The 13580-nt window shown below is 46.8% G+C and carries 12 protein-coding genes and 1 pseudogene; 4 read left to right on the top strand and 9 right to left on the bottom strand.

Annotated elements, in window-relative coordinates; all coding sequences use genetic code 11:
• Nucleotides 1–298 precede the first annotated feature (298 nt).
• Nucleotides 299–607, bottom strand: a pseudogene (locus H6F44_RS14385) (transposase); the annotation flags it as partial.
• A 153-nt stretch (nt 608–760) separates the two neighbouring features.
• Between H6F44_RS14385 and H6F44_RS14380 the strand changes: the two are divergent.
• The gene (locus tag H6F44_RS14380) at nt 761–3634 is read left to right on the top strand and encodes an adenylate/guanylate cyclase domain-containing protein (protein ID WP_206754467.1); all 2874 of its coding nucleotides are present in this window, start codon (nt 761–763) and stop codon (nt 3632–3634) included.
• On the opposite strand, the gene miaA is transcribed toward H6F44_RS14380, so the two are convergent.
• From miaA to H6F44_RS14355, 5 genes are all read right to left on the bottom strand, one after another.
• Nucleotides 3631–4551, bottom strand: a complete 921-nt coding sequence (gene miaA / locus H6F44_RS14375) for a tRNA (adenosine(37)-N6)-dimethylallyltransferase MiaA (protein ID WP_190351715.1) — start codon at nt 4549–4551, stop codon at nt 3631–3633. The genes H6F44_RS14380 and miaA overlap by 4 nt on opposite strands.
• A gap of 68 nt (nt 4552–4619) precedes the next feature.
• Entirely contained in the window at nt 4620–5201 is a 582-nt protein-coding gene (locus tag H6F44_RS14370) for a thermonuclease family protein (protein ID WP_190351714.1), read from the bottom strand.
• Between the two features lie 67 nt (nt 5202–5268).
• Nucleotides 5269–5640 (bottom strand): 2Fe-2S iron-sulfur cluster-binding protein, encoded by a 372-nt coding sequence (locus H6F44_RS14365; RefSeq protein WP_190351713.1) that lies wholly within the window; start codon nt 5638–5640, stop codon nt 5269–5271.
• 13 nt (nt 5641–5653) lie between these two features.
• Complete coding sequence (locus tag H6F44_RS14360) at nt 5654–6202, bottom strand: LeuD/DmdB family oxidoreductase small subunit (RefSeq protein ID WP_190351712.1); 549 nt, start codon at nt 6200–6202, stop codon at nt 5654–5656.
• Nucleotides 6203–6271: 69 nt separating this feature from the next.
• On the bottom strand, nt 6272–6775 hold the full coding sequence (locus tag H6F44_RS14355) for a DNA recombination-mediator protein A (RefSeq protein ID WP_190351711.1): 504 nt from the start codon (nt 6773–6775) through the stop codon (nt 6272–6274).
• A gap of 91 nt (nt 6776–6866) precedes the next feature.
• On the opposite strand from H6F44_RS14355, the gene H6F44_RS14350 reads away from it, so the two are divergent.
• On the top strand, nt 6867–7637 hold the full coding sequence (locus tag H6F44_RS14350) for a tetratricopeptide repeat protein (protein ID WP_242016581.1): 771 nt from the start codon (nt 6867–6869) through the stop codon (nt 7635–7637).
• A gap of 21 nt (nt 7638–7658) precedes the next feature.
• Here H6F44_RS14350 and H6F44_RS14345 read toward each other — a convergent pair whose 3' ends face one another.
• Genes H6F44_RS14345 through H6F44_RS14335 form a run of 3 tightly spaced genes read right to left on the bottom strand, consistent with a single transcriptional unit; the run spans nt 7659 to nt 9877 of the window.
• The gene (locus tag H6F44_RS14345; protein ID WP_190351710.1) at nt 7659–8393 is read right to left on the bottom strand and encodes an SDR family oxidoreductase; all 735 of its coding nucleotides are present in this window, start codon (nt 8391–8393) and stop codon (nt 7659–7661) included.
• 33 nt (nt 8394–8426) lie between these two features.
• Entirely contained in the window at nt 8427–9197 is a 771-nt protein-coding gene (locus H6F44_RS14340) for an amino acid ABC transporter ATP-binding protein (protein ID WP_322096231.1), read from the bottom strand.
• Nucleotides 9194–9877, bottom strand: a complete 684-nt coding sequence (locus tag H6F44_RS14335; protein ID WP_190351709.1) for a Uma2 family endonuclease — start codon at nt 9875–9877, stop codon at nt 9194–9196. Before H6F44_RS14335 ends, H6F44_RS14340 begins: the two co-directional genes overlap by 4 nt.
• 295 nt (nt 9878–10172) lie before the next feature.
• Between H6F44_RS14335 and dnaK the strand changes: the two genes are divergently transcribed.
• Nucleotides 10173–12077 (top strand): molecular chaperone DnaK, encoded by a 1905-nt coding sequence (gene dnaK, locus H6F44_RS14330; RefSeq protein WP_190351708.1) that lies wholly within the window; start codon nt 10173–10175, stop codon nt 12075–12077.
• 146 nt (nt 12078–12223) lie between these two features.
• Entirely contained in the window at nt 12224–13579 is a 1356-nt protein-coding gene (locus H6F44_RS14325) for an ATP-binding protein (RefSeq protein WP_190351707.1), read from the top strand.
• Nucleotide 13580 lies beyond the last annotated feature (1 nt).

The raw sequence follows: 13580 nt of genomic DNA, 5'->3' as shown, positions 1-13580 counted from the left end.
CATTCCCACCACAATCTATAAATTCTGCAACCATCTCAAATTGGGAATGCTCTGCCCTAAACCTTCGCAAATCATCGAAAATTCCAAACTGCCCTAAACCTCGAACATTCATCAACAATCCCCAAACCGCCAAAAATCTCTAATATTCAACGACAATCCCCAAACCGCAGTCATGAATTATCGGTAACAGCGAAGAGGGTAGAGCATTTGCGGATCGAGATTTTAGTGGAGAGTTGCGAGATGGTGGCGCAAATGCTCTACCCCTACAAATTACAAATTACAAATTACAAATTTTTACCTTTTGCCTTTTTACTTTTTCCTTGCCCGTACTGTGATATCGCTTCTCCCAAAAATGTCCAGTGCGATTCATCATGCGGTTAAAACACATCGCTGTATACCAATTCAACCAGTGCATAATTTTTGGTAAATCCTCTGGCTGCAATGGTTCCAATAAATAATGAATATGGTTACTCATGATGCAGAGGGCATAGAGTTTAAATCCATATTTATCTTTGCATTTTTGAATGGCATAAAGCAGCACTTCCCGACATTCCAACCGAGTCAATCGAAATTCGCGATTATTACACCGCACCGTAATATGAAATATTGGGCAATATGGAAGTCAGATGGCGGAGATATTACAGGTTGGACTGAGCCAATCGGCGTAAGTTTTTACCTTTTGGGGTTAATGCAACTATCATAGGCAACATATCACACATATTATTGTCAGCAGATAGCACATTTTGCCCCGCAATCCCATATGTCTTTGCCCCCATCCCCTCCATTGCAGCGCGATCGCCAACTATCTCTCAAGATATTGTTAATTGTTCCCTTTGTCACCCAAGTCATTGCGGCTGTGGGCATTACGGGCTGGCTATCGATTCAGAATGGGCGGGAAGCAACACAGGAACTCGCACCCAAGATTGGGCAAGAAGTTAGCAATGCGATCGAAACCCATGTGCGTGGTTATTTTGGCATTCCCTTAAAGATTTTGCAGACGCATGGCGTGAGCGCCCAAGTGGGAATTTTGGATCTGTCCAAGCTTGCGCCAGAAGCTTCAGTAAGCTTGGGAAATCAAGAGTTTGATATCCAAGATTTTGGCAATGCGGCACGCTTGATCTGGCAACAAATGCAGCAGGCGCAAAATCTTTATTTCTTCTATGCTGCTAATCCTAAAGGGGATTTTGTGGGTGTAGAACGCCGCGCTGATGGCAACTTGTTTTTTCACCTCTCTGTTTTAGATCGATTCACACCATTAAGTCTTGAGACATTAGCCAACAAAATTTCACCATCCCAAAAAGTCATCTATGAACTCAATCGGGAAGGAAGATCCAATCAAAAAATAGCCACTAACGACTATGACTCACGCCTACGACCTTGGTATCAAACCGCGATGCAAAAACGGCGCGTAACATGGAGTCCGATCTATCGATTTGTGGCACTTCAAGTTTTGGGGGTTACGGCTTCTTTGCCGATTTATGGCAATGATGGACAGTTGCGCGGAGTATTAGCGATCGATTTACCGCTTACCCAAATTGGCGAGTTTCTCACATCCTTAAAGATTGCCAAAACAGGACAGGCATTTATCTTAGAAAGGTCTGGCACAATTGTTGCTGCTTCCACACCTATGCTAAACGCCCAGATTCTAAACACACCACAACGGCTAGAAGCAAGTCAGAGCCATCATCCATTGTTGCAAAATATCTTCGTCACTCTGCAACAGCGCTATCCGCAATGGCAAAATCTCGCCGCTCACCAACAAATCCAATTGCAGTGGCAAGGAGAAACTCAATATATTCAAATCACAAGGCTTCAGACCGATGAGGGGTTAGATTGGTTGTTGATTGTTGTCGTACCAGAGCAAGATCTTCGCGATCGCATTGATATCAATACCCGCAACACGATTGTGCTATGTATTCTGGCGTTAGTATGTGCGAGTGTGACTGGCTTCTATACATCAAAATGGATTGCTAAGCCTGTGGAGAAGTTGATTGAAGCTTCCCATATGTTAGCGAATCTCTCCGCTTCGGCAGATTTGGCAACGGGGCGACCCTATCGTCCAATTGAAACTGCGAATGTGCGTGAGCTATCGATTTTAGCAGAATCCTTTAACCAAATGGCGCAACAGTTGCAGATCTCCTTTCAAGCCCTTGCCCAGAGCAAAGATGAATTGGAAATTAGAGTAGAACAGCGCACAGCCGAATTAGCGGAATTTTTGAGTTTGCAAAAGGCTACCTTTGAAGCGATCGCCGATGGAGTGGTGGCTGTCAATCAAGCAGGAAAGATTACCAGTTACAATCAGCGCTTTGTGGATATGTTTGCGCTGTCGCCAGAGATTTTAGTTCAGCCCGATTGTTTGCTGCGACTAGAATTTCTATCTACGCAAATGATTAGCCATGAGCAGTTTATGACGCGATCGCAGGGCATCATTAGCCACCCTGATCAAGAAAGCTATGATTTACTAGAACTCGCCGATGGTCGCGTGATCGAGCGCTATTCCTGTCCCCAAAAACTAGATGCTCAAATCATTGGGCGGGTATGGAGTTTTCAAGATATCACAGCGCGGATTCAGGCCGAACAAGGTTTAGAAGAACAAAAAACCTATCTGCGTCTAATCATTGATAGCATTCCGCAGCAAATCTTTTGGAAAGATACAAATTTGGTATTTCGTGGCTGCAATAAAAACTGGGCAGCATCTGCTCAGCTAGAAAGCCCTGAAAGTGTCATTGGCAAAACTGATTATGACTTGATCAAAGATGCCCATTTAGCCGATATCTTCCGCCATCATGATCTCCAGATTATGTCATCAAATCAGCCTGAACTCCATGTGATCCAGCGCAAACTCAATCCCGATCGCTCAGGGCATTCTATTTGGCTAGATGCTAGCAAGTTGCCAATCATTGATGGTGAAGGTAAAACCATCGGCATTTTGGGTGTGCTGGATGATATTACAGAACGCAAATTGGCAGAGGAAGCGCTTCAGGCGGAACAGGAGAAATCTGAACGCTTACTGCTCAATATCTTACCGAAAGCGATCGCCGATCGCCTCAAACAGGTGGATGGCATCATTGCCGACAGCTACGAATCCGTGACCGTCCTATTTGCCGATATTGTGGGATTTACCAATATGTCCTCAGAGATGGCTCCCCAAGAATTAGTGGATTTACTGAATTCTATCTTTTCCAATTTTGATACCCTCTGCGAAACCTATGGCTTAGAAAAGATTAAAACCATCGGTGATGCCTACATGGTGGCGGGTGGTATTCCTGTACCAACGGATAATCATGCAGTAGCGATCGCGCTGATGGCACTAGACATGGTGCAGAAGGTGCAGGAATTGCGGGAGCTAACGGGACGCAAATTGCAAATTCGCGTTGGCATCCATACAGGAGCCGTGATTGCAGGGGTAATCGGTACGCAGAAGTTTATCTATGATCTGTGGGGCGATACGGTCAATATCGCTAGTCGCATGGAATCCCATAGCGAGGTGGGCAAAATTCAAGTAACTGCCGCCACCTACGAACTGCTCAAACAGCAATTTGTCTTAGAAGAACGCGGGGCGATCGAGGTTAAGGGTAAAGGACAAATGCGGACCTATTGGCTAGTGGCAAAGGGATGTAGCAAGAATCACTAATGATTTACGCCCAAGGATTTGGTAAATGCCAAAACCTGCTGCCAACTGCTGCCAGTGGGTAGCCAATGAATTGGCAAATTGCCATTGCCAGAGCCACGAAACCATGTGCGCTGCCGCTTGGCAAATTGGCAGGTATGGGTAATGGTTAATTCTTTGGCAGTGGCTAAATCAATCTTATTGGCAAGATAATCGCTCATTTCGCCATAGCCAAGGGTTTTTAAGAGGGGTAAATCTGCACCATAGCGATTTTGCAAGTCCCGAATTTCATCTAGCCAGCCTTGATTGAGCATTTGTTCAGTGCGATCGCTGACCAGTTGCCGATAAGCATCTAGATCCGCACATTCCAGACCGATCTGCACAATGGGATAGTTGGGCGGATGTTCTGATTGTTGGGCGGAGAGGGGGGTTCCCGTTACATAAAACACCTCTAGCGATCGCATGGTTCTAATTTGATCATTGCGATGAATTTTTACAGCCCCCATGGGATCGACCTGTTGCAAAAGTTGATAGCAATAATTTTGTCCTAGCTCCTCTAGTTGCGATCGCAGGTCTGGCTGTGGCGGCACACGGGGAATCTGCAATCCAGAGGCGATCGCCTTGATGTACAGCCCCGAACCACCGACGAGAATGGGCGTAACGCCATCACTATGAAACTTGGCAATTAGCGCCTGAGCTTGATCTTGATAGTCAGCAAGGGTGAGGGTTTGGTCTGGATCAATAATATCTATGAGGTAATGGGGAACGCCCTGACGCTCTGCTAGAGATGGCTTGGCAGTGCCAATATCCAGATCGCGGTAAACCTGCCGCGAATCGGCGCTCAAAATGGGGGCTTGGAGGTGCTGGGCAAGGGCGATCGCTAGACTGGTTTTGCCTGTAGCGGTTGCGCCTAAAATGATGATTAAACCTGCGGTGGGCATATGTGCATGGGGGATGCAGTTACTAAGCAATTACTAAGCAATTACTAAGCAATTACCAAGCAATTACATCAATTAGTTAACTGACGGCGAAAATCTCTAGGGCTGAGCCTGAGTGGGTTTTGGGTGTCCCAAATGCCTAGCTCCTGCAACCTTGCCTTAGATTGGGCGCGGCTGAGTCGCGCATCATATTTAGAATTTAGGGGATAGGGATCGGCGATCGCCAAGCCTTCGGATACGAGATACTGATTGACTAAGAGATTATCTTTCCAGATATAGGCTAGGAGGCGATCAGATTTGTCTTTGCGCTCCACATCAAATTCTAAAATCACCTTCTGTTCTTTTATGAGATCTGATAAACGCTGTCGGGCGCGATCGCCCCAAGGGGCTTGCTCTTTGAGGGGCGCACTCATTCCCAAGAGACGAATACGCTGCACCGTGGTATTCGGGTTACTCACTAAAGATGCTTCAACGGTTTGACCACTCACCACCCGATTGACGAGCCATAGTTCACCATTGATCCGATCAATGGGCTGCGTCATCATCATCACAATATTGGCGATCGTTAAGACTATCACCAATATCAAAATTAAACCCCAAGAATTAATTGCAGGTTTCGATCTTGCTCGCTTCTGCCCAGTAACAGCACCCATGGAGATAATCCTAAATATGCAGAGATAAGTAAAGGTAGACAGCGCGAAGCGCTGCCTTTACTTGCTATTAATCATGATCGATAGGAAACGCAAATTGGAACCAATGACGTTTGCGCTTGGCAAAAAATTGTCCAAATTGTAACTGATAAACCTCATCTTCATCTTGAGTTTCCAAGTCTAAATCCGATAGGGCATAGCTCGAACAGATCAAAGCATAGCCTTCCTGCTGCAAAGACTTAGACAAACCCATCACCTCATGCTGATCGAGCTTACCCGAATTAACCCGCATCGCACAGGCAGTACAAGCGCCATTGCGACAGGCAAAGGGTAAATCTACGCCCTGAAGCTCAAGGGATTCTAAAATATAGCGATCGCCTTCGATATCGGCTTCATAGATTTTGTCAGCTTGGCGATCGCGGATGCGAATGTGATAGGTCATATTTTTAGCATCCTTAAGCCTTAACAGGAATCATCCCTGTCTGGCGTGCATAGTCAAACAAGCCACCTGCATCAATGACAGGACGGACATCACCGAGAGACTTTAGCTCAAACCTTGCGCCAGTGGTTTCATTAATAATCACATTATTGTCAAAATCAATAGTTGCTTCCTCCCCCGTGGCAAAACGCTCCACCAAACGCTCCTCTGATTCCCAAGGATATAGCTCACCCGTGGCGGTACAGTTACGGAAGAAAATGCGGGCATAGGACTGAGCAACAACTGCCTCTAACCCTGCTGCGCCAAGGGCGATCGGTGCGTGTTCTCGCGAAGAGCCACAACCAAAATTTTCTCCCGCCACGATGATCGAGTAAATGGTCTTGCTTTCATTTTCAGGAATAAAGCGATCGTAGCGATCGGGCAAACCAATTAAGGCATAGCTACCCAATTTTTCGTATTCTTCAGGTTTCGATGGCACAAGGGTCAAATATTCCGCAGGAATAATTTGATCGGTGTCAATATTGTCATCCAATACAAAAACCTTACCTTTAATAATCTTGCTCATAATAATTTTTTGCTACTAAATTTGAAAATAGGGAATTGCGGCATTGCGACAACGCTCTGTTTTGACTGACTAATCAAAATAAAATAAGGTGACAACCTTACGCTGTTCTTCGGCATCTTTGCAGGTTTGCAGCAATGTCTCACTGCCATGAAAGGCAAAGCAAATTAGTTGCTGGCACTTAGAAATAATTTCTTGATTGCAGCGCATACTTGCCTCCGCTAGGGACAAATCATCATTTTCACTATGCTCGATCAAATGAATCACATTTTCTAGTTGCTCGCGTGACTCATAGGGCTGTCTATCTAAGCTCTGTGGCAAAATCACGGTCAAAAGGTTAGGATCAGCGCGTAAAGCTCCACGAATGGCGGCAAAATTTGTCCCTGTCGCGCCAGAGGTGATGATGCTATTGCCCGATAGCGCCAAGGCATAGCTGAGCAGTTCGATCAGCAGTTGGTGGGTTAATGGCACATGGCGGGAACCTAAAAACGCAATTCGCTTGGAGCCTTGTTGCTGAATTGTCGCCAGCTCCTGCAAAAAGTCGTCAAACTTGGGTAGATTAATTGACTGAGTCAAACAAATCCCTCTCGATTACTACTTACTGAACGAATATTTACACAATATCACTTTGCCTCTAGCTAAGCAATCTATGCGTTACGAATCCCCAATGCTCACATACTTAAAACTCGCTATGGCAAAGCCCATCAAGTTAGCATTGTTATTAATGTCAGTCCTACTGATGGAGATCCCTACGATCGCCGCCGACAATACCACCAAGGCTACGCCCAAAGTTACGCCCAAGGTTACGCCCAAAGTGGATCAACGCGCCGCCGATCAATATCGTCAGCAAGGGCTAAGCTATCGGCAGCAACAAAGGTTTGATGAGGCGATCGCTGCCCTCGAAAAATCCGTTAGCCTCGACCCGAATAACTTAGATGGCAGGATTATTCTGGGCTGGACACAGCACCTCGCCAAGCAACCCGAAGCCGCCGCCCTTTCCCTCTGGGAAGCTGCTTACCGATCGCCCACCGCCACACCAGTATTTAATGCGATCGGCATTGTTTATTTAGTGCGGGGAGATTTGCCGCAGTCGGTGCTTTTGCATAGTTGGGCGGCAATGCTGAAGCCTGACAATGAGATTGCTTACTATAATCTCAGTCTTGCTTACCAACGCTTGCAGCAATATGATCTAGCGATCGCCTATGCAAGTCAGGCAATGCAGTTAGAACCGAATAATCCCCATCCCTTTATTGCCAAAGCGATCGCTCAATGGTCTTCAGGCGATCGCTCTAGTGCAAAGCAAACTTGGCAACAGGCAATTAGTATTGATGGTCGCTATAACAATGCTGAGTTTTTAAACTTTCTCAATGAAGCTGGATTTAGTACCGATCAAATTCAAATCGCTAAGCAGATGGTATTGAGTGGCAATGGCTTGTGATGGGATGGAGACTCAAAACCTTTAAAACAATCCCGCACTAGGCATGATTACAAAATCATTGACGATCGCATCGCTAGGCAATAAAACTAAAGACATAATGGCATCGGCAACAGTGGCAGGGCGTAGCATCGCTGCGCGGTTAAAGTTTGCAGGCACTTTGTCGCCGAGGGTATCCCAAAGTTGGGTATCCACTGAACCAGGGCAAATGGACATGATTTTGATGCCATGTGGTTGCTCTTCGGCGGCGATCGCCTGAGTCAAGCCCAACAATGCAAACTTACTGGCGCAATAAGCCCCCCAATTGGGAAAACCCTGCTTTGAGGCGATCGATCCGACATTGATGACTGTGCCGCTTTTTTGCGATCGCATCGTTGGCAGTACCGCCTGTAAACATTGCCAAACACTAGTAACATTCAGATCAAATAATTTTTGCCACTCCATCAAGGGCATATCAATCAATTCGCCAATGTAAGCCATCCCCGCATTATTAATGAGAATATCCACACCACCCATATCTTGAACGATCGCCTGTACCTGTGTTGACACCGTAGCGATCGCGCCAAGGTCTATGGCATATCCCTTAACTTGGCTATGGTCGGCAAGCTCATCAAGTAGGCGATCGGGATGCCGACTGATCAGGCTCACCTGTGCGCCTGCTTGCAATAGCTTCAGCGCCACTTCTTTGCCAATACCACTACTCGCCCCTGTGACGATCGCCTTGCTACCCGTTAATGTGTTAGATAATCTATCTGTCATGACTTAACCCTATGATGCTGCAATTATCTTAGTCTAAAGAATTTGCGATAGGAATTTCTTCGTGCGCTCTTCTTGGGGATGTTGGAAAAATGTTTCAGGCTCAGCTTCCTCCACGATCAAACCGCCATCCATAAACACTATGCGATCGGCGACCTCACGGGCAAAGCCCACCTCATGGGTGACAACCACCATCGTCATGCCAGAATCTGCCAGCGATCGCATCACATCCAATACTTCACGCACCATTTCAGGATCAAGGGAGGATGTCGGCTCATCAAATAGCATGATCTTCGGTTGCATTGCCAATGCTCTGGCGATCGCCACCCTTTGCTGCTGACCGCCTGACAACTGCAAAGGATATTTGTGAGCTTGCTGGGCGATTCCCACCCGCTCTAATAGCTGCATCGCCACCTCTGAGGCTTTGGTTTTATCCCATTTCCGCACCCAAAGCGGTGCAAGGGTGATATTTTGCATAACCGTGAGATGGGGAAACAGATTAAATTGCTGAAACACCATCCCCACTTCGCGCCTAATTGCATCAATATTGCGATGGTTGTCAGGGGATAGCTCAAAGCCATCGATGTTAATCTTGCCCTCTTGATATTCTTCAAGGGCGTTAAAAGTTCGCGCAAGCGTAGATTTGCCAGAACCCGATGGTCCCATGATCACCACCACTTCACCACGCTGCACGGTCAAACTTACGCCCTTAAGCACATGAAAGCTGCCATACCATTTTTGAATATTTTGAGCCTCAATCATCGGTACGCTTAGGCTAGTTTCGTCTGTTTCCACTGGGTTATTCATGCTTCTAAGTCTCCATAGCGATCGCGATAACGTTGTAGCAGTGCTTCAATTTCTTGCCTAGCTTGCTCTGCCTCTAATTTGGCTTGTCGCTCTTGATTTACCTGTTCCGCAAGTTCCGCAGGGAAGGGTAGCTTTTCGCCATTGTCTAGACGATGCAGGGCAATCTTTTTATTTTCAATGGATAATCGCAAGCCCAGTACAAGACTGTTTCCATCCTCAATCGGCTCGTATGTTTCGCCCTGGAGACGATAACCTTGCAATTGCTGATCTAGCCATTCATTTTTGGGGTCAAATAGCCAATATTCCTGTACACCCATTTGGGCATAGAGATCACGCTTAAAGCCAGTGTCAGTAATCTGTGTGCTTTTGGAAGTAATTTCAAATACGGCTGCTGGCACTTGCCCCTCTTCCCAAATTTTATAATTGTCGCGTCCACCAGGAGGCACATCAAAAATTACCATTACGTCAGGGGCTACGCGCATTCTGGGCAATCCTTGAGCATAGTACAAAAATTGATTGCCCAATACTGTTGCTTGTTTGCCTGCTAAGTACTGCTGTAACATTTCCAAAAGTACAGCGATCGCATAGAAATGGTCGTAAGTCTCTGCCACAGGCTCACCATCACTAGAAGGATATGAGATCGGGTTAACTGGGGTGATTATGGGTGCAGCAATTACCATGATTTTTAGCCCAATGTAATCTTTAACCCAATATATCAGTCACTGCAAACATTACATCAGGGAAAGCAATTGCAGCAAGGCGATCGCTTTCCCCAAAATATGCGCGGCTTATCTATAATTTTAGCCAGAAATTCTAAAGAGGATTGCGGCGCGAAGCGCCGCAATCCTCTTTGGGGATACTATGTACGGTAAACACTACAGAATTAGGTAGAGTCCCCCTGATGTGCTAATCGGGAAAAGTAGTTAATCTTGTATGAGATTAAAGATTAACAAAACTTAGGAGTTGGGAAGCCTTATGGCTAAAGTAGTTGGAATCGACTTAGGTACGACAAACTCAGTCGTCGCCGTCATGGAAGGGGGCAAGCCAACGGTGATTGCAAACGCCGAAGGCTTCCGTACCACACCTTCAGTTGTGGCTTATGCCAAAAATGGCGATCGCTTGGTTGGACAAATTGCCAAGCGTCAAGCCGTGATGAATACTGACAATACTTTTTACTCAGTAAAGCGCTTTATCGGTCGCCGTTATGACGAAGTTAGTGGCGAATCCAAGCAAGTCGCTTACAAAGTCATGAAAGTGGGCGAAAACGTCAAAATTGATGCTCCCGCAGCAGGTAAGCAATTTGCCCCTGAAGAAATTTCTTCGCAGGTTTTGCGTAAGTTAGTCGATGATGCTAGCAAGTATCTCGGCGAAACCGTTACCCAAGCCGTAATTACCGTTCCTGCATATTTCAATGACTCTCAGCGTCAAGCCACCAAGGATGCAGGCAAAATTGCAGGCGTAGAAGTTCTCCGCATTATCAACGAGCCTACGGCGGCGGCATTGGCTTACGGCTTAGATAGCAAAACCAACGAAACCATCCTTGTATTTGACTTGGGCGGCGGTACGTTTGACGTATCGATCCTTGAGGTGGGCGATGGCGTATTTGAAGTAATGTCCACTAGTGGCGACACTCACCTCGGTGGGGACGACTTCGATAAGAAGATCGTGGATTTCCTTGCTAATCAGTTTCAATCCGCAGAAGGCATTGATCTCCGCAAGGACAAGCAAGCTCTGCAACGTTTGACCGAAGCTGCCGAAAAAGCCAAGATCGAGCTTTCTAGCGTCACGCAAACGGAAATCAATCTGCCCTTCATCACCGCCACTCAAGATGGTCCTAAGCACTTAGACACCACCTTGACCCGTGCCAAGTTTGAAGAGCTTTGCTCTGACCTAATCGATCGCTGCCGTATTCCTGTCGAGCAAGCGATCCGTGATGCTAAGGTTGACAAGTCCAAGATCGATGAAGTCGTTCTGGTTGGTGGTTCCACCCGTATTCCTGCGGTACAAGAAGTCGTTAAAAAGATTTTGGGCAAGGAGCCTAACCAAAGCGTTAACCCCGATGAAGTTGTCGCGATCGGTGCAGCCGTGCAAGCGGGTGTATTAGCTGGTGAAGTTAAGGACATTCTCTTGCTTGACGTTACCCCCCTCTCCCTTGGTGTCGAAACCTTGGGCGGTGTGATGACCAAGATTATCCCTAGAAACACCACCGTTCCTACCAAAAAATCTGAAGTCTTCTCCACAGCCGTTGATGGACAAAGCAATGTCGAAATTCACGTTCTCCAAGGTGAGCGGGAAATGTCCAACGACAACAAGAGCTTGGGAACCTTCCGTCTTGATGGCATCCCTCCTGCTCCTCGTGGCGTACCTCAAATCGAAGTTATTTTCGACATTGACGCAAACGGTTTGCTGTCTGTAACCGCTAAGGACAAGGGGACTGGCAAAGTCCAAACCATCTCCATCTCTGGTGCTTCCACCTTGCCTAAGGATGAAGTGGAGCGCATGGTTAATGAAGCTGAGCGTAATGCATCGGCTGATAAGGAGAAACGCGATCGCATCGAAGCGAAAAACCAAGCTGACTCCTTGGCATACCAAGCGGAGAAGCAAATCAAGGATCTCGGAGACAAGGTTCCTGAAGCTGACAAGACTAAGATTGAAGGCTTGGTCAAGACCCTCCGTGAATCGATCGCTAAGGATGACCACGAAGCGATCACTGCTCAAGCCGAAGAACTCAAGCAAGCCCTCTACGCCCTTAGTGCCTCCGTCTATCAACAGGGTGGTGCAGAAGCGGCTCAAGGTGGTGCGGCTCCTGAAGATAGCACTCGTGATGCCGCAAGTGGTGATGATGATGTCATCGATGCTGACTTTACTGAATCGAAATAGGAAATAGCTCGGTAAATAGCGCGATGCGCTGATTTTCCCAATAGGCTGTAGTGCGTGCGCTACAGCCTATTGTTGTTGTACAGAAACAATTAGCGATCGCTATATGTGGCTATAATTATCTTAGCAAAAGAGCAATGAGACGACCCATGAGCGTAGATTATAAGAAGTTTTTTAAAGCCACAGATCCCAGTCGAACTTTGCGAGCGGATAATGAAGAGGATCAAAAATATTACATTGACTTTTCCACGGTACGCGGTGGTCAGGTTGTCGAAGATTTAAAGGATAATATTTCTCTGTTTTCCGATGGGCAGCCCACCTGTCAACTCTTTACAGGACATATTGGTTGTGGCAAGTCCACGGAGATTTTGCAGCTCAAACAAAAATTGGAAGCCGAAAATTTCCATGTTGTCTATTTTGAGTCCAGTCAAGACATGGAAATGGGTGATGTCGATCTCAGTGATATTTTATTGGCGATCGCCCGCCGTGTGGTGGATAGTCTCGAATCTGCCAAGGTGAAGACCGAAGCCAAGGGCTTTCGCGCCATGCTCAATGGGGCAGTCAAGATTTTGCAAACGGAAATAGAGCTTTCAGCAGAAGCGGATGTGCCTGGGGTGGGTAAGGTGGAAGCGAGTACTAGTGGCGAATTTTCGTTGTCTTTGGGTATTGGGAAGCTATCGGCAAAGACCAAAGATAGCCCCGATATGCGAAGTAAGCTACGGGGCTACATGGAACCGAAAACCAATGGTTTGCTAGATTTAATCAATCAAGAAATTCTTTTGCCAGGCATTGCCGACTTAAAAAAACAGGGCAAAGAAGGGCTGGTGGTGATTGTTGATAACCTCGATCGCGTCGATGATTCGCCAAAACCTTGGGGAAGACCCCAAACCGAATATCTATTTGTCGATCGCGCCGAACAACTTCGCAAATTGCAATGCCATTTAGTTTATACTATGCCCCTTGCATTGAGGTTCTCGCGGGATTACGGAACCCTGACCGCCAGATTTATGAGCGATCCCATTGTCTTGCCGATGGTTCCTGTGGTGCGCCGCAATGGTCAACCCCATGCAGAGGGGCTGGCATTGTTGCGGCAGATGATTTTATCGCGGGTCATGCCAGACCACAGTGATGATCAGCGCTTGGCAGCGATCGAGCAAGTCTTTGATAGCGTACAAACCCTCGATCGCCTCTGTTTTGCTAGTGGTGGTCATGTACGCAATATCATGCGCTTGTTGAATGATGCCCTTCGCAAACAGAGGGGACTGCCTGTAACCGCAGATGTTTTGGAAGACACGATCCGCAAACGCCGCAATGAATTGACTCTATCCATTGATGACGATGAATGGCGATTATTGCGTCAGGTCAATGCCACAAAGAAGGTGGTTGGTGACACGGGCTATCAAACCTTGATTAGAAGTATGTATGTCTATGAATATCAAGATGAGGACGGCTCTTGGTTTGAGGTCAATCCTGTACTTGCCAATGCTCCCGAATTTAACGGATAGC

Origin of the sequence: Pseudanabaena cinerea FACHB-1277, assembly GCF_014696345.1 — a bacterium.
GTDB lineage: Bacteria > Cyanobacteriota > Cyanobacteriia > Pseudanabaenales > Pseudanabaenaceae > Pseudanabaena > Pseudanabaena cinerea.
Note: the sequence above shows the minus strand (reverse complement) of the source record. Positions and strands in the feature narration are given on the sequence as shown.

Bases quoted from the DNA above. Each gene is read 5' to 3' on its own strand.
- H6F44_RS14370 (WP_190351714.1), bottom strand. From the start codon at position 5,201: ATGGGTGCTGTTACTGGGCAGAAGCGAGCAAGATCGAAACCTGCAATT.
- H6F44_RS14350 (WP_242016581.1), top strand. From the start codon at position 6,867: ATGCTCACATACTTAAAACTCGCTATGGCAAAGCCCATCAAGTTAGCA.
- dnaK (WP_190351708.1), top strand. From the start codon at position 10,173: ATGGCTAAAGTAGTTGGAATCGACTTAGGTACGACAAACTCAGTCGTC.
- H6F44_RS14340 (WP_322096231.1), bottom strand. From the start codon at position 9,197: ATGAATAACCCAGTGGAAACAGACGAAACTAGCCTAAGCGTACCGATG.
- miaA (WP_190351715.1), bottom strand. From the start codon at position 4,551: ATGCCCACCGCAGGTTTAATCATCATTTTAGGCGCAACCGCTACAGGC.
- H6F44_RS14365 (WP_190351713.1), bottom strand. From the start codon at position 5,640: ATGACCTATCACATTCGCATCCGCGATCGCCAAGCTGACAAAATCTAT.
- H6F44_RS14360 (WP_190351712.1), bottom strand. From the start codon at position 6,202: ATGAGCAAGATTATTAAAGGTAAGGTTTTTGTATTGGATGACAATATT.
- H6F44_RS14325 (WP_190351707.1), top strand. From the start codon at position 12,224: ATGAGCGTAGATTATAAGAAGTTTTTTAAAGCCACAGATCCCAGTCGA.
- H6F44_RS14380 (WP_206754467.1), top strand. From the start codon at position 761: ATGTCTTTGCCCCCATCCCCTCCATTGCAGCGCGATCGCCAACTATCT.
- H6F44_RS14335 (WP_190351709.1), bottom strand. From the start codon at position 9,877: ATGGTAATTGCTGCACCCATAATCACCCCAGTTAACCCGATCTCATAT.
- H6F44_RS14345 (WP_190351710.1), bottom strand. From the start codon at position 8,393: ATGACAGATAGATTATCTAACACATTAACGGGTAGCAAGGCGATCGTC.